This is a genomic window from Paenibacillus sp. 1A_MP2, assembly GCF_052244825.1.
Classification (GTDB): Bacteria; Bacillota; Bacilli; order Paenibacillales; family Paenibacillaceae; genus Paenibacillus; species Paenibacillus vandeheii.
The window spans coordinates 4,971,776-4,993,813 of record NZ_JBQQCS010000001.1 but is presented as its reverse complement, the minus strand read 5'-3'; the positions used below and the strand labels follow the sequence as shown (position 1 = coordinate 4,993,813).

Sequence of the window (22,038 nt, the reverse complement as noted above, 5' to 3'; positions counted from 1 at the left end):
AGGATGGGATAATATGCATAAACACCCGAATTTTTGCACATCAATCAATCTACTTGCCATTATACTACATTACACGCTGTAGTGGAATACGTATGAATCAATAGGAAAGCCATGCCCGGATATGATAACATAGAACTATATGCAATTTTAACAAGACAGGATGAGTGGGATTATGGCTATACAGCTGCCTTCGATATTTGCCGAGCGAATGAAAAGCTTGTTAGGCGATGAATTTGAACAATTTATGAAATCTTATGAGCAGTCGCCACATGCGGGGCTGAGAGTGAATACGCTGAAAATATCGCTGGAACAATTCAAGGAAATTGCTCCATTTGATATGCGACCCATTCCGTGGTGCGGAACGGGTTTTTATGTGCCTCACGGGGTTAAGCCGGGGTTACATCCTTATTATCATGCAGGCTTGTATTATATTCAGGAACCAAGCGCCATGGCTCCGGTTGAATTGTTGGATGTGCAGCCTGGGGAACGTGTGCTTGATTTGTGCGCGGCTCCTGGCGGGAAAACAACCCAAATCGCAGCCAAGCTTCAGGGGAAAGGTGTACTTGTTACGAATGATATCCATGGGGAACGAACGAAGGCACTCGCCAAAAACGTGGAATTGTACGGGGTGCGTAATGCCGTTGTACTGAACGAGTCACCTGAGCGAATTGCGAAGGCATTCCCTCATTATTTTGATAAAGTGTTAATCGATGCTCCTTGCTCGGGTGAAGGCATGTTCCGCAAAGATGAGGACATGGTGAAATCCTGGGAACATCATTCGGTGGAGAAATGTGTGCTGATGCAGCGGGATATTTTGGAGACGGCAGCCAAGCTTCTTGCTCCAGGAGGAACGATAGTATATTCCACATGTACTTTTGCACCAGAGGAAAATGAAGCGATGATTGCGGAGTTTCTGAACATCAATCCTGATTTTGTGGTGAATAACATCCCTGATACTGCAGGATTTGCCCCAGGGCGCCCGGATTGGGTGCGTCAGATGCTGCCTGAGACAGCAGAAGAGACAGAATCTGTGCTGGACCAAACTCGCGGCACTGCGAGGTTATGGCCTCATCTGTTGGAGGGGGAAGGACATTATGTTGCTGTATTGCAGCATCGTGCGCAATTTATGGCTGAAAAAGATGCAAGTCGTGAAGCGAACAGTGAATTCCAGACTGGACAGGCAGTGGATAGAGATTTCACGCATCCCGGTGAATCCGAGGACCGATCTATCCATGTATCCCCACCTCTTACGAAAGAAGAACGGAAACGGGAACGTCTCATGAGAACCGAATCCAGGGAACGCAATGACAATGACAGGAGTTCACGTGGTGGCAGGACTCAGGGAAAACCGGGTAAAGGAAACGAACGAGGTGGCCGCAAAAACGAACGGGGTCAGGGACGAGGAGCCGACCAGGCGAGTGTCGATCCGGGAGCGGTATATGCTCAATTTGTACAAGAAAATCTGGAAATCCAGCTTGCTGGAGAAACGGTGTATTACGGCGATCGGGTGTATCAATCTTCTGTGGGTGCTGCTCGTCTGGAAGGGCTCAAGGTTATTCGGCCAGGATGGTTTATGGGTACCTTAAAGAATGGGCGATTTGTGCCCTCTCATCCGCTGGCATGTGCTTTGCATACAACAGAGTCGCAGCGATTCATCAATCTATCATCCGCTAACGGAGAAGCCGTAAGGTACCTCAAGGGAGAGACGTTGAACATCGAAGAAGCGCGTGTAGAACGCAAAGCAGATACGGCAGCCAAAGGTTATGTACTGGTATGTGTGGATGGTTTCGCTGCCGGCTGGGGGAAATGGCTGGATGGTGTACTGAAGAATGAATATCCGGCAGGCTGGAGGTGGACATCGGTATGAATGGAAAAGGCAAACAAACGCTGCGTCTGGATAAAATATTAAGCCATATGGGTGTGGGGTCCCGAAGTGAACTCAAAAAGATGGTAAAGCAGGGCAGAATTCGTGTGGACGGTAAACCGGTGAAAGATAGCGGTGTGCAGGTCAATCCGGACGTGAACGTGATTGAAGCTGACGGAGAGCGGATCATGTATCGGGAAATGATCTACCTGATGCTGCACAAACCACCTGGCGTGGTGTCGGCAACTGAAGATAATCGGGATAAAACGGTAATTGACCTGCTGCGTAAAGAAGATCGTGTCTTCGATCCGTTCCCGGTGGGACGACTGGACAAAGATACAGAGGGCCTTCTTATTCTAACGAATGACGGTCCACTTGCGCATGATTTGTTATCCCCCCGCAAACATGTACCCAAGACGTATGAAGCTCGTGTGCTGGGGAACGTTGATGAAGAAGATGTGCAACGATTCAAAGTCGGCATTCAGCTGGATGATGGATATGAGACTTTGCCTGCGGAATTGACTATTCTTCATCGTGAGGAAACGGAAGAGGGCGTATTCTCTTCCATTTCATTGATCATTCATGAAGGCAAGTTCCATCAGGTGAAAAGAATGTTCCAGGCTGTAGGCAAGCGCGTGGTTTATTTGAAGCGCGTAGCCATGGGTGACCTGGAGCTGGATGCCAATCTGGAAATTGGCAGCTATCGCGAGCTAACCGCAGAAGAATTAGACCTTCTGCGGAAGTAACAGCTCCCGCCCTTCGCGGAGCGGAGCAGGGAGCTTGGGCAGGGAGCGAAGCCCTGCCCACCGCGCCGAAGGCGCAACAGCTCCCGCCCTTCGCGGAGCGGAGCAGGGAGCCGGGCAGAGTGCGAAGCCCTGCCCACCGCGCCCCAGGCGCAACAGCTCCCGCCCTTCGCGGAGCGGAGCAGGGAGCCGGGCAGAGTGCGAAGCCCTGCCCACCGCGCCCCAGGCGCAACAGCTCCCGCCCTTCGCAAAGCGGAGCAGGGAGCCCGGGCAGGGAGCGAAGCCCTGCCCGTAATGGTCCCGCTTAAGCTTGGGCGGGACCGCCGCTGTCAAGCGGAGGACCCGGCAACCAAGCGCTCCCACGTCAACCGTCACATAGCAAGATCCCACCCGCCGCCGGTTAACAAAGCGGGAGTCCAGAGGGCAGAGCCCTCTGGGGCCCTCCCTCGGAAGGGAGGGTTTGGGTGGGTGCGACTTCTTACAGATAAGGAATGAAGACAATGACAATTAAATTAATCGCACTGGATGTCGATGGAACGCTGCTTAATGATCATCATGAACTTACCGAAATGACGCAAGAGACCTTAATTCGTGCTTCCCGTCAGGGAGCCGAGATTGTCCTGTGTTCAGGCAGAGGCCCGGCGAATACGATTCCGTTTATGGAGCAGATGGGACTTGACGGATATGTCATTACACATAATGGAGCGGTAACGGCACAGGTCGAGACTCGTGAAGTGGTGCATCATTTTGCGATGGATGGACAGGGACTGGAGCCTTTCATAACATACTGCCGAACGCAAGGTGTGCATTTTGATATCAACACGGCGTTTGGACTTTACGTGGATCAGCCGGAAGGTTTGGAGTTGCAGGTACGCGAGATGTATCAAAACTTCATGGCAGAGCCATTAAAGTTGCCACAGTGGGCGGATATGACAGAACCACTTGCCAAATTCACTGCGTTTGGATCAATCGAGCAGATGAACGCGGTGCAACAGGAGTGGTCGACCTGGAATCTTCCTTATTATATGACACGCAGCGGTGATTTTTTCATTGATCTGATGCATCCCGAAGCTTCCAAAGGTGCAGCTCTCAAAAGACTGGCTGAAGCCAAAGGAATCCTTCCTTCCGAGATCATGGCGGTAGGTAACTACTACAATGACATCACAATGCTGACCTTTGCAGGCAAAGGGATTGCGATGGACAATTCCCGGAGGAAGTTAAGGCTGCTGCGGATGAGGTTACACTTTCAAACAACGATCAGGGTGTAGTTCACGCTATCCAAAAATATGTGTTGTCCGTCTAACCAATGTGCTCTTAAATCGAATAGACGCTTTATCTTATAAACTACCGCTCTCAAGGGCATCCTAACAGAGTAACGTTAGGAACTGAGGAGGCAGGTACATGGAACTGAAAATAGAGCTTATTCCTGATCTTCGCACATCAGGTGGCGAAGTGCAGGATATTATGGTGGACGGTCAATATGCGGGTTCGCTTCTGCTAGTGTTCAGGGAAGGGGATCGGGTATCCGGCAGCCTTCAAATGGAACAGAATTCGTTACCTGACGAGTCAGAACAGGTTATTGTTGAGAAGGTGCACGAATATATTCGTTCTCTTGCGGATGCGGTAAGTGCTGCTGAATATGAAGTGCTTGTGAGCTGCGGTACACTGTATTCTGTGTTACAGAAGCCAGAATCCCATACGGATCTGCTAATTCAGTCGTCGCAGTCTGATGATACGTATTATTCCGATGGAAAGAACATTCGAGATGCTGTAAATGAAGTACACGTCATCCCCGGTTCACAAGCCGAATCATTTACATATGAAGACCCGGAACATATGCTGGAGATGGAAATGGTAAGCGCCGGACGCAGCATATCCACCTATGTATTTAATGACGCGAATGGACAGGAAGTGGCGGAAGCCTCTCTAAAACAATATGGTGCAGATGTACAGGGTGAGATACATTGGTATGATGAGCCCGCAGAAAGTTATCAGGATGCCGCTGCCGAGCTGCTGGTACGAGAGCTGGATGAAGAAATAATCGACACCATTACAATTCGCATGTGGCATCAGGGGCAGGAACTGGAATCCTTGGAATGGGTGCACCGGGATTTTGCGGATGGGGTAGAGATCGAGTATCCAGAAGATCTCGAAGAGATTGAAGCTGCTGAAGAAACCTGTTACGTCATGTTGGTGCGCAAAGATCGGGAATTTCGCATATATCAACTGTATTTGCAAGAACGCGGAGGATTACCTGTCGGTACAGCAACGATTGATACCTCATATGCGGATTTGTCAGGCTATATGGATTACGAGGTACCTGGCACCAGTGCTCAGCGAAAGAGTCTGGTTGAAGTTCTGATGCGGGAGCTGGACAAAGAGCTTGAATTTGATACATTACATCTCACGATGTTATACCGGAATCAAATTATTGATGAAGCGAAGATAGATGGGTAAGAGGGACATCCTCTTACCTTTTTTGTTTTCTTTTTGACGAAAAAGTCATTTCCCGGTATAGTACCATTAGTTTAAGAGAGACCTGGAAGTGGAGGAGAATCATGGAACACTATTTCAGTATCACAACAGACTACATTAATGATGAATTTAAAGCACTGCAGGCTCAGCCGGAAGACACGGAGGATGTGATGTCCCTGCTCATGGAAACAGCTGAATGGCTGCGGAGCCAGGGATCTTCTCAGTGGAATGCGTTGTTAAAGGGTGAGGATTCCCATAATACGGCAGAGGCGATTCAGCGTGGGGACGTATTTGTATTTAAGAAGGGTTCTGACGTAGCTGGCATGGTAATTTTAATGAGCCAGCCAAGCGCATGGGATGTACACTTATGGGGAAGCAAAGCGCATGCCGGGGATGGCGCACTTTATCTGCACCGATTAGCGATACGTAGAAAATATGCTCAGAGTGGTTTGGGACGGTCGATTTTGCAATGGTCCAGCAGCGGGATACAGTTTGAGGGTAAACACATCGTCCGATTGGATTGCGGTGCGGATAACGCAACATTGAACGAATTCTATAAGCGTAATGGCTATACCTTTGTGGGAGAGACAGAAGGCTTTAGTACATATGAAAAGGCGGCCACAGGCCTGTCTGTATAACCAGTATGCAACATATAAAATACATGTAATAAGCCGGGAGCTACCCACTGCTCACCGGCTTTCATTAGCATACCGACATTTCGATAAAGAGGTTTAACTCTCCATTCATATATCCGCTTCTTAGCCGAGCATCTCCTGAATATGTTGTATATACGACTCAGAAGTAAAGGTGTGCGCTAGAACCTAACAATATTCGTAATGTCGTCAGCGTCAGAACCAGCATGGTACAATTGATATTGAAATGAATTCTATTATTCAGCTGGTTGATGTCCGAGTGATCGGAAATCTCATTTTGTTGCTTTACTGAACATATGTTCTGGTATATCATGATGGAAGATGCACGGAGAAGACTTATGCTAGAAAGGGGGAAACTAACGGTGAGATTGCTGCAGGCGCTTTTCTTTCCTCCGGAGCAGCCCGGAGGTGTATCCTCTATGATTCCGTATATGCAAGAGAGGTTTACAACCCCGAGGTGGGAGATGGATCTGTTCTCGCTGCCTAAGCGAATTCGCAACAAGGGCAGAGAGGATATCCAGTTTGAGACGTTCGATTGGACCCAGTATCAGGATAGTCCTGTCGTTCAAAAATATATGCAAACCTACCGGGATTATTTGTGGTGGACCAAGCTGCGTATTCAGAAGCCTTACGATCTGATTCATGCCCATCACCCGATCGCGGGGCTTGCAATGAAGAAGGTTTTCCCGGATATTCCCCTCATTCAAACGATTCACTCCAGTTATGAGCGAGAGCTAATCCTGAACGGCCGTATTGAGCCGGAAGGACCGGAGCACCAGTTTCTGCTGGCGATCTATGGTGAGCTGGAGCATCAGGCAGAGCGACTATTAACGGTATCGGATTCTTTCCGTCGTTATCTGGCGCCTTATGTGCAGTATCCTGATGTTATCGGTGTGATTCCGAACGGTTTTGATGAGAAAAGGTTCAAGCCCATCCCCCATGAAAATGCCATACCACAACTGGTCACCGTATGTCGACTGGTTCCGGCGAAAGGGCTGGATATTCTGTTCAAAGCCTGTGCCGAGCTGAAAGCCCGGGGACATGATTACGTGCTTCATATTATTGGGGACGGACCGATTCGCCCGGATTTGGAAGAATTGGCCCAGCGGCTGGGTATTTATAATGAGACTATCTTTTATGGTTATACGCTGCATCCTGAGGAATTCATGCCATTTTTTGATATCTTTGTACTTCCTTCACGGGCCGAGGCATTCGGGTCTGTTTTCGCTGAAGCAGCGCTTAGCTGTCTTGCCCTTGTAGGGACAGATGTGGGCGGCATACCAGAGCAGATCGAGAACGGAAGTAACGGCTTGCTGGTGCCCTCAGAAGATCCGTCTGCATTGGCAGAAGCGTTGGAGAAGGTTATGGTTGACCCGGCGTACCGTTATGAGCTGGCTCGCTCGGCATGTGAGAAAGCCAAAACCCATTACTCTCTGGGCAGATCGGTCAATGAACTGAAAAAAATGTATTTGCAATTTCCGAGCCAGAATTAGGTTCTGGAGAGGGAAAAGAAAGAAGCCGCTGGTTTATCAGCGGCTTTTGTTATGTTAAGGGAAGAGATGTATTCAACCATATCGTTCATTGTTATAGATGTTTTTTGCGCCCGCGAAAGCTTCCCCATCGATCCATTACTAATTTTGCACCCCAAAACAGTGCCAAACTGCCGAAAATGGGGTAAAGGATAGAGAGCAGTGAACTGAATCCAAACTGGCTGAGCGAATAACATAAGAGCATGATAGCCAGGATGATCAGTTTGGGATGTACTCGGACATGCTGTCTGAGTTGGAGGGTCATTCCATAAATATCGGCTACAAACGTACTGAAGATTTCCATGAAAATCAGGGATACATAGATTGACTGGACTACCCATCCTAGTTGAAAGGCAATGCTGCCCATTGGAATTTCAAATTGCGTGATGCCAGGCATCTGGGCTGACATGGCAAAGTGAGCTGCCATAAGCATGAATCCTACACCAATCCCGCCCAGAACGCCGCCCCATTTCAGTACTTTTCGGCTGCGAATCTGATTCCCCACCGGAACGAGTACAGCTTGGGCAAGCGCCAGGTTGAATGAAGTATACAACAGAGGCGATAACCAGACCTGGATTGGATTGCTGTCAGTGGTTAAGGTAATAAATCGGTTTGCGCCGGGATGATGTATGGTGCTGGTGATCATAAGGAGGGAAAGCAGGAGCATCATGGGCACCACGATACTGTTCATTTGCAGGATGGCCTGAATGCCGCGTCCAAGCAGCAGATATGTACCGATAAGGGTAACAATCAGACCTGTCTGGTAATGGAGCCCCAGATGCTCTACAAAGACCGATCCGGCTCCGGCCAACATGACACTGTTTACTCCAATGAGAATCAGGAGAGTCACCCAGGTAATCCAATTTCCTGCTTTATGACCGAATAGATGCTTGTTGAGATCCTCGTAAGAGCGAGAGCCGGTATCATGGGCAATTAGCATCATTTTTGTACCTAACCAGACAAAGAGTATGGTCGATAAGCCAATGGTAATGGTGGCCCATTTGCCATACTGGGTAAAAAACTGCAATATCTCCTGCCCTGTTGCAAAGCCGGCTCCTACTACCGTTCCGATGTATGTAAATGCGATCTGCAGCACCCGAAATGCCTGTTTCATGTGTTTCCCCTCTCAGGCCCCTGAATAGTTTGGACATGCGGGTGCCATGGTACAAGGTATGCTTGACCCATCAAAGTCATGACAATTGAAGTGCGGCATGGGGTCATTTATATGCTCTGGACAAGAGTAGAGGCAATTTCGCTTGAACTGATAGCCGGATCTATGATACTTTTACGTCATAGGATAGGCTTGGGAGGTCAAATTATGGAAGTATTGAAACAACGGATTTTACAAGAAGGTGTAGTCATGTCAGATCAGGTGCTGAAGCTGGATGGTCTGCTGAATCACCAGATTGATCCTGCATTGACGATGGAAATGGGACGTGAATTTGCCGCTCGTTTCCGTGAAAGTGGTGTAACTCGGGTCATTACAGTGGAGTCTTCGGGAATTCCGGTCGCCTTTGCTGCCGCATATGAACTGGGTGTTCCGCTGGTATTCGCCCGTCGCAAAAAAACACTTTTGGCTGACCCCGATGCCTACTGTGAAAGAGTGCCTTCTTTTACCAAAGGAATCGTAACGGATATTATGGTATCCCGTGAATATATCCATGAGAATGATCGTATTTTGTTCATTGACGATATTATTGCCAATGGCGATGCTGCTCGCGGTGTTATTAAAATTATCGAACGTTCGGGTGCGGAACTGGTTGGATTCGGTGTCGTGGTCGAAAAATGTTTTCAGGCCGGAGCGCGTACAATTCGTGAGCAGGGCATCCCGGTTGAAGCGTTGGTGCGCATTCGTTCATTGAATGACGGTACCGTGCAATTTGACGATAACGAAATATGACTTTTTAAAGGAAAACGTGCCTATTTTTATAACAATGCCTTTGCATGACCGCTGATTTCATTTATAATGGGGTTATGTTAGGGAGAGGAGGCAACACCATGGGTAACCAACCGGCAACAGAACAATTTTTTATTGATAAGCTGGCGGAATCGAAAGTACATTTTGAGCGTGCCCTGGATTGTAAACATACGGAATTCGATGACCTTTATCCCTATATGATTGAACATCCTCAATTTTTCTGGTACAAACGCTACGTTGCCTGGTCAGAATTGCTGACGATTGTAGGCTTGTGCGAAGAGTTGTCCTTCTCTTGGAAAGAACAATTTACACCGCATCAAGTGGAGTACCTTGAAGAACGTGTGATGTCCGCCAAAGTGCTTGATTTTTGGTTTGAGAAGAACGACAGCAAAGAGCACGCGCAGCGGTAACTTTCAGTCGGGACATACTTTCGAATGACATGACAGTCCAATACAGTCACGTGAGACCTAAATGACTTTTCATTTAGGTCTCTTTTTGTAAATAATTTTTATGGAGAAAGTAGGCGTCGGGAATATGATCAGTGATGCAGAATTGGATGTACTGCGTTTATCGGGTGAAAAAGTAAGGGTGATTCGGGACGAGATTCAGTCCAATGATGTGACAGGCATTGTCGTAGCCTGGGACGGGAGCAGGTACTCATTCGCCGTCAGAATCGTCGTGTGGTCAAGCTTGACCGGAATTATCAGTACCAGTTGTTCAGCGAACCACGCAAGAGCCTGCTCGAAGAATAGGACATGCGTTTTAGGTTCATTTACCATGGATGTTTTGGCATAATTGCACCTCTCGGGAGAGAAGATAGGTACAGTGAGAGTTTGTAACATATCAGCCGAGAGGATGTGCGGTAACCATGACACTGATGAATGATAAGGTTCATGCCTATAAAGATCAGATGGGTGAATTAAGCGACGTGCTGCCTGCAGTGGTGAAGTCTTATCATGAGTTCACTGGAGAATGTTTTCAGGCAGGAGCGATTGAAGCCAAGACCAAACAGCTGATTGCCCTGGGCATTGGATTGTTTGCCAATAATGAGGTATGTACGTTCTACCATGTGGAAGAGGCACGTGCCAAAGGAGCGACCGATCAGGAGATTATGGAGACGGTGGCTGTGGCTGGAGCCGTAGGCGGAGGCCATGCGTTGTCTCAGGGTGCAATGAGAGTACAGAAGGCTTTACATTAACCTATGTATTGCAGAATCATTTTGTCCAGCTTTCTGTAGAAATAGGGCAGACAAAGAAAAGGCTCCGGTTATAACCGAAGCCTTTTCGTGTTCAACTTATATTTTGCCCAACATTTTGTTATACATATATTGTCCTGTTACCCGGCGTGCTGTTACGTAACGATCGTTGAAGTAAGGATTGGATAATTGAGTGATGCTTACACCCTTGCTGCTTGAAGCGTGAGCGAACTGTCCGCCACCGATATATACACCTGTATGTGAAATGCCATTACCCATCGTATTAAAGAACACCAGGTCACCTGTACGCAGATTAGCTTTGGATACCGGCGTGCCAGCCTTGGCTTGCTGCTGCGAAGTACGTGGCAATTCAATGCTGTATTTGTTGAAAATATATCTCATAAATCCCGAGCAATCAAACCCGGCGAGCGTAGTGCCACCCCATTTGTAAGGTATGCCTGTCATGTTGTTTACCACGGTGTTAATACTGCTTGCTTCAGTGCTTGTTGCCCCGGATGTAAATAGTACTGCTGCTCCAAAAATGGAGATGATAAGCTTTTTCAAAATTTGTGTTCTCCCTTCGATGCCTACGGAGTTAGCTAAGGGTTCGGTAGAAGGTTCCCTATATTTCCTATGTATAAGAATAATTCACCCAAAATGGTTCCCCCGTTTTCAAACATGAAACTCGGCAAATGAATAATTAAGTTTTTGTAACCTTTTGAAACTATATTGCATAAATGCGAAAATGTCAAACCTGTTTTAATGTTTTCTTAGCACCTCAATGTTAACGGAATTCTGACTTTTTATGTTGAAAAAACTCGAATGTTGGATTCTAATCGATGACAAAAAAGTAACTACTGTTTCAACTGGAGAGAAATTGGACAATGTATTGGTTATATTACATACATTGAAGTGGGAAATTATATTTTTTTTGTTGACACTAATTACCTGCACATGATATATTATTTCTTGTCGCCGCGATATAATTTCTCGGAGATATGATATACGCGGTCGTGGCGGAATTGGCAGACGCGCACGGTTCAGGTCCGTGTGGGCTAACCCCCGTGGAGGTTCGAGTCCTCTCGACCGCATCATACTCATCATCAATAGGTTTCTGTTCTGCGTTTTTATGCAGATCAGAGCCTTTTTTATATTTGTCAGGATATTCAGGCTTCCGCTCATCACCTGCGCTGATGATATCTTGGATATGTATTCCAAGTGGGCATAGATGTTTCGTTAGTCGAAAAAATGGCTGTGACCAAGCCATTCCTGAATGCGTAATGTATCCCGGTTTGATCCCCTGGCCCAGCTTGTGTACGTAAATCTGATCCCTGTAGTCATCAGAGTAGGACGATTTGTAGAGCTGCCTGTTTTTCTGCTGTTCCTCCAACAGCCGCAGCAGCAGTTCTAAGCCCGACATGTTCTCTGATAATAAAGTTGTTTAAGTACAAAAAACGACACCCGGCCTGATATACGGGCCGGGTTAGAAATAAAGATGAACTAGAGCGTGCCTTAGAACACCTCCTCGTAAGATGACCCTTCTACAAGTTGAAGCATTATCGTAGATTGGCTACCCATGGAATAGGCGTCGTCCGGACAACTGTCAGGAGACATTTCACATCACTATACCTCTTTGCTAAATGGAGTTTTCTTTGCTTGCATCTTTTGATAATCAAGCCCCCAATCATACATCGCAAGAATAATATCCTTCATTGAATGCCCAATATCAGTTAGCTGATACTCTATTTTAGGTGGAACTACAGGATATATCGTTCTAGAGACTAAACCGTCTTTTTCTAACTCACGAAGCTGAAGGGTTAATGACAGCAAGAGATATAAGCAAAGATTTAGTAGCGATTGCTTCCGGGAATGGGGGAAGCAATCGCTATGTTTTTTTGCGGATATTTTTATTTTTTTGTCCACCACATGTGTACAAAGAATAAAAAAGATGATACATTGAAATTAGTTTAATTCCTTTTATAACAGGGTTTTTTGGAGGAATACTATGTCTCCTGTACGAGGACATACGTATATCGAGGAGGGAATGGAATGTCAAGTCAAGCATTGGACCAATTTTTAAGTTCGAACATCGAAGATCTAAAGACTAAAGGTCTATATAACGTCATCGATACGCTGCAGGGTGCAAATGGTCCTGTTATTCGTATCGACGGAAAGTCCCTAATCAATTTGTCTTCCAATAACTATTTGGGACTGGCAACAGATTACCGCCTGATTGATGCTTCAGTTAAGGCGTCGCAGACATACGGGGCAGGCGCAGGGGCTGTGAGAACAATCAATGGTACGATGGATCTTCATATTGAGCTTGAAGAAAAACTGGCCCGTTTCAAAAAAACGGAAGCCGTTATCGTGTATCAATCGGGATTTAACTGCAATATGGCTGCTATATCCGCGGTAATGGACCAGCATGATGCGATTTTATCCGATGAGCTGAACCATGCTTCGATTATTGATGGCTGCCGCCTGTCGAGAGCTAAGGTGATTCGCTTTAAGCATTCGGATATGAATGATTTAAGACAGCAGGCGAAAGATGCCAAGGAATCCGGTCAGTACCATAAAATTATGGTCATCACTGACGGGGTTTTCTCCATGGATGGTGATATAGCAAAGCTGCCCGAAATCGTGAAAATAGCAGAAGAATTCGATCTGATTACTTATGTGGATGATGCCCACGGTTCGGGCGTTCTCGGAGCAGGTGCGGGAACCGTGAAGCATTTTGGATTGTCCGACCGCATTGACTTTCAAATTGGTACTCTTTCCAAGGCGATCGGCGTTGTCGGCGGTTATGTGGCGGGTAAAAAACAACTGATCGAATGGTTGAAGCTGAGAAGCCGTCCGTTTCTGTTTTCGACATCGCTACCTCCGGCTGCAATCGCTTCTTGCAGCGCTTCTGTCGACATTTTGATGAATGACAAAGAGCTGATCGAGAAGCTGTGGGAGAACGGCAATGATTTGAAAAACGGCTTGAGCCGACTTGGATATGATGTAGGCCAAAGCGAAACGCCGATCACACCTTGTATCATTGGCGATGAAGTAACCACCCAACAGTTCAGCAAACGGCTCTATGAAGAAGGTGTTTACGCCAAGGCAATCGTGTTTCCGACGGTTCCGAAAGGAACCGGAAGAATACGCAACATGCCGACAGCTGCCCATACCAAGGAGATGCTCGACAAGGTGATCTCCGTTTATGAGAAAGTTGGCAAGGAAATGAAGCTGATTTAGCTGCATTTGTGGGAGTATATTTCGGGAGGAATGTCTTATGAACAAGATTTTGGTGACGGGAGCACTGGGCCAAATCGGTTCTGAGTTAGTTGTTAAATTACGTGAAATTTATGGTGCGGATCACGTCGTTGCTACGGATCTCAGGTCATCAGCCCACGAAATTACCCGATCCGGGCCATTCGAGCTGCTGGACGTGACGAATGATAAGGCGATGTTCGAAATCGCCAAGCGGTACGAAGTTGATACCGTCATCCATTTGGCTGCGCTGCTGTCGGCTACCGCAGAGGAGAAACCGCTGCTTGCCTGGAATTTGAATATGGGCGGATTGATGAATGCACTTGAAGTATCCAGGGAGCTCGGCTGCCAATTTTTCACTCCAAGCTCCATTGGATCTTTTGGTCCTTCGACTCCGAAAGACAATACCCCGCAGGATACGATCCAGAGGCCCAATACGATGTACGGCGTGAATAAAGTGTCCGGCGAACTGCTTTGTGATTATTATTTTCACAAATACGGCCTGGATACCAGGGGGCTGCGATTCCCGGGTTTGATATCTTATATGACGCCTCCCGGCGGAGGAACGACGGATTACGCGGTGGAAATTTATTACGCAGCCGTGACGGCTGGCCGGTATACATCTTATATCGCCAAGGACTCAAACATGGACATGATGTATATGCCGGATGCCCTGAACGCTATCATTGAATTGATGGAAGCGGATTCTTCCCGGTTGATGCACCGAAATTCATTTAATGTCACCGCAATGAGCGTGGATCCGGAGGCAATCGCTGCAGCGATTCGGGATGAGTTTCCCGGCTTTATCCTCGATTATGACGTTGATCCGAAGAGACAGGCGATTGCCGATAGCTGGCCGCATTCCATTGATGCGACGGCAGCGAAGACAGAATGGGGATTTCATGCCCGCTACGACCTGAAGGCCATGACGAAGGATATGCTTTCACAGCTAAGCGAGAGACAAATGCTTCGCAAGGCTTAAAGTTATTATGAATTCGCGGTGCAAAGCGAGTAGAAATACAAAAGAAGCTGCATCAAGAGGTTTGGCGTTACCCGGACCTTTTGTTGCAGCTTCTTTTCATCCTCCAGCCCAGACATTTCCGTGGTCTGTGGCTTATCAGATCAAGAACACGTCATAAAGCTTCGTCTGTCATTTGAGCGAAATCCGTGCCTTTAGGAAAGAATTCTCGCAAAAGACCATTGGCATTCTCATTTGAGCCTGTTGCCAGGAGGAATAGGGGCTGCAAAATACACCTGTAAAACAGGTGTGGCTTCCAGATTGGCATAACAGGCAAACTCCTTCCCACACTGAGGTAGCTGTTCAGAACGCTTTCACAGGGTAATGGAAGGCTGCTACACCAAAGGCAATTTCCATCGACAACCCCGTACGGCTGCGCAGCCCTTGCTTTCCCTCGGCTTGAGACCATAGTATCCAGTTCCCAGTGGCCAAATGTATCGCGAGAACGTGCTTCTTTCGGACGTTGGGCAATCGGCTTCCCCACACACAGCAAACTTACCGCGTGTTTCTGCGGGCTTCTGATGCTTACCTTTGTGCCGGAGAACCGCTAGAGTTCCGATCACCAATAAGCCAGCATACAGCCATCGGTAGATCATTTTAAAGCATACCATCGGTTGTTTTCCTGACGCAACCGTCCCACAATCTGTTCGGGTGACCAGGTGGCCTGAAACTTCTCTTCGATCATGTGGGCCAGTTCTGGCGTCCAATGGCCCGCGGGAACAGAGGCTTTTCGTCGCATGATCAGGGGAATATTGGTTTCCCCTGATCATTCCATGAATGTTCTACCTTTATATTACTTAATCCATAAATTTTAGAGGTGGAGTCCAATGAATAAAAGCAAAGTTTATACGATAATAAGGATTGTTTTATCATAAAATGATACCAAATACCTATGACAAATAATTTCGTATACTTCTGGGAATGGAGAAGCAACTGCGAAAAATTTGGCTAAGAAGGCATATCAAGAAGCTAATGGTTAAAGCCAATCGATTCTGTCCAGCAATAGACGATGTTAGTTGTCCGCGATTTGACGGAAATGCTGACCTCGAGTTGTATTCAAATACAGGAATTATTTTTCGGAAGAACCGAGGGTCTATCATATTGAAGGGGTAGCTTTTGCTAGAGGCGAACATGATGATCCGAACAGCGCCGTTGGCATGGGTTGTTCTTCGTGCCTAACGGAATCTGTACCGACATCGGTGTTTTTTTATAGGTATATGAGTTAGTGCACAATTTGTCTAAAACTTTGGTAGCTTCTTACTTTCGAGAAACCAAGTTAAATGCATGTCGGTAAGCCTGGAAAAGGTCTCCTTATCAAGCGAGATATGGTATTCACGATTGAGCCCATGATCACCGGAGGCACCTACTTCATGACAATCGATCCGGACGATGGACAATAAGCTCGCCGCCCAATACGAGCATACGATCGCCATTACGGCTGAAGGTCCACAAATTTTGACCGAGCAATAGAAAAATTAGATGTCGACCAATGAAATGATCGACTTCTTTTTTCGAATTTGGCACAGCAGGTTCGGGAACAGCGTGTCCATAGATCTGATGAGGTGCTCACTTGGACGCGATCATATCCAGTACGAACAATTCATCTCAGGTGAACCGCGCAACAATTTCGGAAACGCCGAGTGACTCGGACAATAAGCAGGTCAGTTGACGCAATACTTTTCTCCAACAAATTGCTGCTAACATGGGAATTTCGCGTGCGCAAATTGCACTTGCATGGTTGCTACAAAAAGAAGAGGTCCCGCGCCGATTATGGGTTCGACGAAGATCAGACATATGGAAGATGCGGTTTCGTCGTTGTCGGTTAAATTGACTTCTGAAGAAATTACCCGTTTAGAAGAACTGTATATTCCACATCCATTTATATAAATTTGACGCAAGTAAGGCATGCATCTGCTAATCATGCAAAGCCTAATTACTTATATGGTCAATTCTATGAAAAGAACTCTTCATGCTATGTCTCATGAGAGTTCTTTCGCTTTTGTGGTGATACACTGAACCGTACCACAAGTAACGGCAAGTTATTCTGGATTACAAATCGTTGTAGCTAAAACCTTATAATAAAGTGCAGATTTATCTCAGACCGTTGTAAGGATCAGGATCCAAACTTATCAAGAGCTTTGTTAAATGTTCAACATGGTATTTCTCATCACGGCTGATTTGAGCGAATGTATTCTTAACATCGGGGTAAGAAATTTCAGCTGCATATTCATCATAAAGTACAGCTGTTTCTAATTCACCTTTGATATCATCTCTGACATTATTTAATATCAATTGTTTATCATAATCGGGTTTATAAATTTGCATTGGATCTTTACGGGCAAAATGAGTGTTTTGAAAGTAGACATAAGCTTCATATTGTACGGGGTCGTATTTGCGCAACAGAGTTAGAAACATTCCGTAATGTCTTTTTTCATCCAACAAGATTGCTCTCCAAACGGCATTGACTTCTTCCATGCTGGAATTTGCGATATGTTGCGTATAATCATACTGTGCAGTTAATTCAGCGATCATCGCTTCTCTGATTTTACTTGTGATAAAGATAGGTTTTCCCTGTGGTTGACCTCCCGGTACTGTATAACTCAACGTGGCTCCCCCCGAATATCCTATCGAATGTTTATATACTTTATGGGCTTCATTCAGGAATTATGCTTATGCTAAGTTATGGGGAGTTTGTTGAAAAGGCAGATGAGTTGTTTTCAAAAATTTGCCGTTACAGACAGCGCGGAGAACCGTATCACAAATAACGGTGAAAAAAGATTTAAGTTGTAACTCTAAGACTAGAGCGTTGTAGAGATTATATATTTACACCGTTGAATTGCCCGATAAAATACAGGTAATTCATACGGCATTGCCGAACCGCAAAGCACCCGTATATCTGTATTCACGAATGTCTCAGACTTACGGCGCTTGGAAAAGACAGAAAAACCCGCGAAAACCTTGATCCTACAAGGATTTTCGCGGGTTTTATGTTCCTCATCCTTAATTTGTTTTCCGCTTGGTTCTCAATCGCGTGCACGATTCAGGTCCGTGTGGGCTAACCCCCGTGGAGGTTCGAGTCCTCTCGACCGCATCATATGTAACACGAAAAAGGTTCCTAGAGTGGCATTAATGCCATTAGGAACCTTTTTTATTTGTTTATTTATCCAGTAATGGAAATGTGTTTGTTCTGCGACGATTTGCCCCTGTTTTTCAGGTTAATTGTACGTAAAATACCGAATTGTACCTATTCCAGGGATCCCTCATCCACTATTCTCTTCTCGTATGGAAGCGCTATCAACAAGGATTTGAACGACCAAATTCAGAGGGGGTAGGGATAATTTGAAACGAATCGGAAAAAGGATGGCAATGTGTTTTATGGTATTCATGATTGCAGCAGTGCAGTTCGGAATGATGGGAACGACAGGCAATGTGGCACAAGCAGCAGATAAAAGTCTGGCCCAGAAGCCGTATATGGGCTGGAGCAGTTACAGCATGCAGGTATATGACGGGGCGGGTAACTGGACATCGGCCGAGAGCATTAAGAAGCAATCGGATGCCATGCGCGAGAAGCTGCAAGCTCATGGATATGAATACATTAATATTGATGCTGGCTGGAACGGTGACGAGGATGAATACGGCCGTCCGATCCCGAGTTCTGTTCTTTATCCGAACGGATTTCAGGAGGTCATTGATTATGTCCATAATAACGGACAGAAGATCGGAATCTATCTGATTCCGGGGTTATCAATCACTGCTTATAATAAAAATCTTGAGGTTTATGGTACGGGCGGAGCATGTCGTATGCAGGATATTGCGGTAAAGCCGCTCGTTGTAATGGATGCTTGGGATTCATACACTTACAAAATTGATTTTTCGAACCCTTGCTCACAGAAGTACATTGACTCCATCGCGGATCTTCTTGGTGAGTGGGGCATCAACTTTGTCAAATTCGACAGTGTGACTCCAGGGTCAGGCATCAATAACCTGAGCCGGGATGCACGCGGTGATGTGGAGGCATGGTCCAAGGCACTGGATAGAAATAACATCTGGTTTGAGCTTTCCTGGGCGCTTGACCACAACTACGTGGACGTCTGGAAAAAGTATGCAAATGGCTGGCGGATCGATTGGGATATTGAAGCCTACGATAGCAGTAAGGGGTTGACTGAATGGTCGAGTATTTCACGCTTATTCCCCATAGCGGCCATCTGGTGGCGTGATGCAGGGCCAGGGGGTTGGAATGATTTCGACTCCCTGAATATCGGGAATGGCTCCATGGATGGTCTGACCAAGGACGAGCGCCAGACTGCCATGACGTTCTGGTCCATCTCTTCAGCGCCCCTCTATACCGGAAATGACTTGACACGATTGGACAGCTATGGACTTCAATTACTCACTAATGACGAAGTTATCGCGGTCAATCAGGCCGGACGTCCAGGCCATCCGGTATCCATAGATACCAAGCAGCAGGTTTGGTATGCCAATAACGGAGATGGTACGTACAGCGTAGCTCTGTTCAATCTGGGCAATCGGAGTGCCGAAGTAAAAGTGAAATGGAGTGATCTTGGACTGGAAGGTCCAGCTTCAGTTCGTGACCTTTGGAGTCATTCCGAATTGGGAACTTTTAATACGGAATTCAGTGGCGGCGTGCTGGAACCCCATGCCTCCCGAATGCTTAAAGTAACCGCACTGAGCGGCACATCGGCCGTTAATGATGATGATACGGGCATGCGCTATAGTGGGGATTGGAAGCGTAACGGAGGCAAGGAGCAAATCGATGGCAAACAGGATCTGAGCATCGATATTACGGATTCCTCGAACACTGGTCCAGCGAATATAAATACGCAGCAAGGATCTGACCTAGACGCTGGATCTGATCCTGCCGCGAATGCAGAAAATAAAATTGCAGCAGATGCTGCTGCCATGGATGCTGCTGCCGTGACCGATGTGGTTTACATTAATGATGATGACAACCATATTCAATATACGGGTTCATGGAGTCCAAACACCGGCAGAGGTTTTGGGGATTACAAAGATGATGTACATTTTACGGAAAGAGACGGTGATTCTTTTGAATATACCTTTACTGGAACAGGCATTGACCTGCTGACGGAGAAAGATCAAGGGCTGGGAGAAATGATAGTCACACTCGATAATGGAACGCCTGAAACGGTTAGCGCTAATACGAGTGGTGAGCGAGAGGCCCAACAGGTGCTGTATAGTGCGGCCGGATTGGATAACGGTTTGCATACTTTGAAGGTAGTCAAAGGATCGGGCCAATATATGCTGCTGGATGCGATTAGAGTAACAACGGAAATTGCGACTGGAGGGCAGAACAGCACCATTAGTCCGGCTTTTGCCGACTTTGACAAGGCAATCGAACAACAGAAGGACATTGCTGTTACACTGTCATTGAACGGAAACACATTAACTGGCATTGAAAATGACGGAGTAATGCTCAGTGAAGACGACTACAAGGTGGTCGATGACAATTTGAACATCAAGAAAGAATACCTCACCCAATTGCCTGTAGGAACGACAGACTTAAGCGTTACTTTCAGCGCTGGTGATCCGCAGACTCTTGTAATTAAAGTCAGTGATACAACGGGCATTCGTTATGCACTGATCAATAATGACGATCCAGCCATTAAATACAATGGCTCATGGTCCCGCAGCACCGGGAGAGGCATGGGTGACTATAAGGATGATGTACAATATACCGAGACAAATGGTGATTCCTTTGAGTATACCTTCCGAGGTACAGGGATCCAGCTGTTCACAGAGGTAGACCAGTCACAGGGAGATATGGATATCTATGTGGACGGTCAGTTCAAGGAAACGGTCAGTGCGTATCGCAACGGACGATTGGCACAGCAGAACCTGTACAGCATCTCGGGCCTTCCGGATGGGCAGCACACGCTGAAGGCCGTCAAGAAGTCGGGTAGATTCATGCTACTTGATATGCTCAAGGTTGAGCTTCCGAATATGATTAATCCGGTGAATGCGAGCTTTGACAAATTAGCTTCCGCTCAGGCTGATATTGATGTAACGCTGCTGAAACAGGTGGAAAGCTTCAAGGGTATTACCAACGGCTCTAATGGATTGATTCGGGGCACTGATTACACCGTTAATGGAGAGCGCGTTACACTGAGCAAAACATATCTTGATGCTCAGCCCGTGGGAACGTTGAATCTCAGTTTTTCCTTCGGCGGTGATTATCTCAATGACGTACATTCTACGACGGCGAATGGAGATTTCTTCGAATACACCTTCAAAGGGACCGGAATAAGCTTGATTACACCTACTGGACTCGAGCAGGGAGAAGTGGATATTTATGTCGACGGACAACTGAAGCAAACTGTGAACGTATATAGTCCAAGTCGGCAAATGATGCAGGAGATTTACAGCATTTCGGGTCTGACAAAAGGCCAGCATACACTCAAAGTGGTTAAGAAATCCGGTGATCTCATGCTGGCCGACCAATTGAAATTTACTGTCCCTACCGGAAACAGTGAACCAACAAATCCGTCGAATCCAGGTGGTCCATCCAATCCGGGTGCACCATCCAATCCAGGCGGACCATCGACTCCAGTCGTAAAGCCTTCAGATACTTCTGTGCCATCACCAACTCCGGAATCTGGCACACCAGAGGCGGGACCAAGTACTGGCAATGGTCAGGATATTCAGTATAAGGCCTATATTCAAGGATATCCTGGCGGTTTGTTTAAGCCGGATAACAAGCTCACCCGTGCAGAGATGGCAACCATACTGGCAATGGTATCTGAGAAAGAAGCCACAGGACCTGCTATTTCATTCAGTGATGTTAAGTCTGAATATTGGGGAGCTGACGCCATTGCCAAGGTAAGTAAACTGGGGCTGATGAATGGTTACAAAGATGGTACGTTTAAGCCAAATCAGTCCATAACTCGCGCGGAGCTGGCCAGTCTTGTGGCCCTTCTTGGTCCGGATGCCGGAACTCCAGGCAATGGGTTCTCTGATATCAGCAGCCACTGGGCCAAGGAAGCCATTTTGAAAGCACAAAGTGCAGGCATCCTGAAAGGCTATAGTGATGGAACTTTTCGACCAAATGCCGTACTGACAAGAGCAGAAGCAGTTGTTGCCATCAATCGAGCTATAGGCAGAGCACCGCTCACGAACATTTCACAGCCGCAGTGGAAAGATGTTCCTTCCACACACTGGGCTCTTGGCGATATTGAAGCAGCATCGGCCGATCAGGTTGTAACCCCCCGGACAGAGGGAGAAGAAGCAAAGAAGAAATGAAGTGAAACAAGGATTGGGGGCCATCATGGCCCCTTTTTTCTGAATGATGAGAAGTTAGGGGAGGGCAGGCTTGTCGTACCGGAAAACGGGCTATTGAAGTCACGCATCAT

At 46.8% G+C, this 22,038-nt stretch carries 15 protein-coding genes, 1 tRNA gene, 5 pseudogenes and 1 riboswitch; of the genes and pseudogenes, 16 read left to right on the top strand and 5 right to left on the bottom strand.

Features of this window, described 5'->3' with window-relative positions:
• Nucleotides 1-172 precede the first annotated feature (172 nt).
• The 6 genes and pseudogenes from ACTWJ7_RS24260 (at nt 173) to ACTWJ7_RS24235 (ending at nt 7,228) form a co-directional block, all read left to right on the top strand.
• Entirely contained in the window at nt 173-1,867 is a 1,695-nt protein-coding gene (locus tag ACTWJ7_RS24260; protein ID WP_301879385.1) for an RsmB/NOP family class I SAM-dependent RNA methyltransferase, read from the top strand.
• Nucleotides 1,864-2,610 (top strand): pseudouridine synthase, encoded by a 747-nt coding sequence (locus ACTWJ7_RS24255; RefSeq protein WP_301879384.1) that lies wholly within the window; start codon nt 1,864-1,866, stop codon nt 2,608-2,610. Before ACTWJ7_RS24260 ends, ACTWJ7_RS24255 begins: the two co-directional genes overlap by 4 nt.
• A 497-nt stretch (nt 2,611-3,107) precedes the next feature.
• A pseudogene (locus ACTWJ7_RS24250) lies at nt 3,108-3,910 on the top strand (Cof-type HAD-IIB family hydrolase).
• A 98-nt stretch (nt 3,911-4,008) separates the two neighbouring features.
• Nucleotides 4,009-5,064, top strand: a complete 1,056-nt coding sequence (locus tag ACTWJ7_RS24245; protein WP_301879382.1) for a hypothetical protein — start codon at nt 4,009-4,011, stop codon at nt 5,062-5,064.
• Nucleotides 5,065-5,165: 101 nt separating this feature from the next.
• On the top strand, nt 5,166-5,720 hold the full coding sequence (locus ACTWJ7_RS24240; RefSeq protein ID WP_079347240.1) for a GNAT family N-acetyltransferase: 555 nt from the start codon (nt 5,166-5,168) through the stop codon (nt 5,718-5,720).
• 377 nt (nt 5,721-6,097) lie between these two features.
• Nucleotides 6,098-7,228 (top strand): glycosyltransferase family 4 protein, encoded by a 1,131-nt coding sequence (locus ACTWJ7_RS24235; RefSeq protein ID WP_079347238.1) that lies wholly within the window; start codon nt 6,098-6,100, stop codon nt 7,226-7,228.
• A 91-nt stretch (nt 7,229-7,319) separates the two neighbouring features.
• Here ACTWJ7_RS24235 and ACTWJ7_RS24230 read toward each other — a convergent pair whose 3' ends face one another.
• Nucleotides 7,320-8,378, bottom strand: a complete 1,059-nt coding sequence (locus ACTWJ7_RS24230) for a YkvI family membrane protein (protein WP_079347236.1) — start codon at nt 8,376-8,378, stop codon at nt 7,320-7,322.
• A gap of 204 nt (nt 8,379-8,582) precedes the next feature.
• Between ACTWJ7_RS24230 and ACTWJ7_RS24225 the strand changes: the two genes are divergently transcribed.
• From ACTWJ7_RS24225 to ACTWJ7_RS24210, 4 genes and pseudogenes are all read left to right on the top strand, one after another.
• Complete coding sequence (locus ACTWJ7_RS24225) at nt 8,583-9,164, top strand: xanthine phosphoribosyltransferase (RefSeq protein ID WP_024629265.1); 582 nt, start codon at nt 8,583-8,585, stop codon at nt 9,162-9,164.
• A 98-nt stretch (nt 9,165-9,262) separates the two neighbouring features.
• Nucleotides 9,263-9,592 (top strand): hypothetical protein, encoded by a 330-nt coding sequence (locus ACTWJ7_RS24220; protein ID WP_024629266.1) that lies wholly within the window; start codon nt 9,263-9,265, stop codon nt 9,590-9,592.
• A gap of 124 nt (nt 9,593-9,716) precedes the next feature.
• Nucleotides 9,717-9,934: pseudogene (locus tag ACTWJ7_RS24215) on the top strand (hypothetical protein).
• A gap of 116 nt (nt 9,935-10,050) precedes the next feature.
• Nucleotides 10,051-10,380: a carboxymuconolactone decarboxylase family protein gene (locus ACTWJ7_RS24210; RefSeq protein WP_079347229.1), complete on the top strand. Its 330-nt coding sequence runs from the start codon at nt 10,051-10,053 to the stop codon at nt 10,378-10,380.
• Nucleotides 10,381-10,476: 96 nt separating this feature from the next.
• Here ACTWJ7_RS24210 and ACTWJ7_RS24205 read toward each other — a convergent pair whose 3' ends face one another.
• On the bottom strand, nt 10,477-10,941 hold the full coding sequence (locus tag ACTWJ7_RS24205; RefSeq protein WP_079347227.1) for a C40 family peptidase: 465 nt from the start codon (nt 10,939-10,941) through the stop codon (nt 10,477-10,479).
• A 5-nt stretch (nt 10,942-10,946) separates the two neighbouring features.
• Nucleotides 10,947-11,078: riboswitch (cyclic di-AMP (ydaO/yuaA leader) on the bottom strand.
• A gap of 306 nt (nt 11,079-11,384) precedes the next feature.
• On the opposite strand from ACTWJ7_RS24205, the gene ACTWJ7_RS24200 reads away from it, so the two are divergent.
• Nucleotides 11,385-11,468 (top strand) — tRNA-Leu (locus ACTWJ7_RS24200).
• A 532-nt stretch (nt 11,469-12,000) separates the two neighbouring features.
• Here the strand turns inward: ACTWJ7_RS24200 and ACTWJ7_RS24195 are convergent.
• Entirely contained in the window at nt 12,001-12,300 is a 300-nt protein-coding gene (locus tag ACTWJ7_RS24195) for a winged helix-turn-helix transcriptional regulator (protein WP_301879377.1), read from the bottom strand.
• Nucleotides 12,301-12,426: 126 nt separating this feature from the next.
• Here ACTWJ7_RS24195 and ACTWJ7_RS24190 point away from each other — a divergent pair, with 126 nt between their 5' ends.
• Both ACTWJ7_RS24190 and ACTWJ7_RS24185 read left to right on the top strand, forming a co-directional pair.
• Nucleotides 12,427-13,617, top strand: a complete 1,191-nt coding sequence (locus ACTWJ7_RS24190; RefSeq protein WP_301879376.1) for a glycine C-acetyltransferase — start codon at nt 12,427-12,429, stop codon at nt 13,615-13,617.
• Nucleotides 13,618-13,654: 37 nt separating this feature from the next.
• The gene (locus ACTWJ7_RS24185; RefSeq protein ID WP_024630055.1) at nt 13,655-14,614 is read left to right on the top strand and encodes an L-threonine 3-dehydrogenase; all 960 of its coding nucleotides are present in this window, start codon (nt 13,655-13,657) and stop codon (nt 14,612-14,614) included.
• Nucleotides 14,615-14,768: 154 nt separating this feature from the next.
• On the opposite strand, the pseudogene ACTWJ7_RS24180 reads toward ACTWJ7_RS24185, so the two are convergent.
• A pseudogene (locus ACTWJ7_RS24180) lies at nt 14,769-15,386 on the bottom strand (IS30 family transposase); the annotation flags it as partial.
• Nucleotides 15,387-15,930: 544 nt separating this feature from the next.
• On the opposite strand from ACTWJ7_RS24180, the pseudogene ACTWJ7_RS24175 reads away from it, so the two are divergent.
• Together ACTWJ7_RS24175 and ACTWJ7_RS24170 are read left to right on the top strand one after the other, a co-directional pair.
• Nucleotides 15,931-16,120: pseudogene (locus tag ACTWJ7_RS24175) on the top strand (type I methionyl aminopeptidase); the annotation flags it as partial.
• Nucleotides 16,121-16,337: 217 nt separating this feature from the next.
• Nucleotides 16,338-16,537: pseudogene (locus ACTWJ7_RS24170) on the top strand (aldo/keto reductase); the annotation flags it as partial.
• Nucleotides 16,538-16,741: 204 nt separating this feature from the next.
• Here the strand turns inward: ACTWJ7_RS24170 and ACTWJ7_RS24165 are convergent.
• On the bottom strand, nt 16,742-17,254 hold the full coding sequence (locus ACTWJ7_RS24165) for a ferritin family protein (RefSeq protein ID WP_079347220.1): 513 nt from the start codon (nt 17,252-17,254) through the stop codon (nt 16,742-16,744).
• 735 nt (nt 17,255-17,989) lie between these two features.
• Here ACTWJ7_RS24165 and ACTWJ7_RS24160 point away from each other — a divergent pair.
• A complete protein-coding gene (locus ACTWJ7_RS24160; protein WP_301879371.1) occupies nt 17,990-21,928 on the top strand; it encodes a X2-like carbohydrate binding domain-containing protein in 3,939 nt (1,312 codons plus the stop codon).
• The last annotated feature ends 110 nt before the right edge of the window (nt 21,929-22,038 follow it).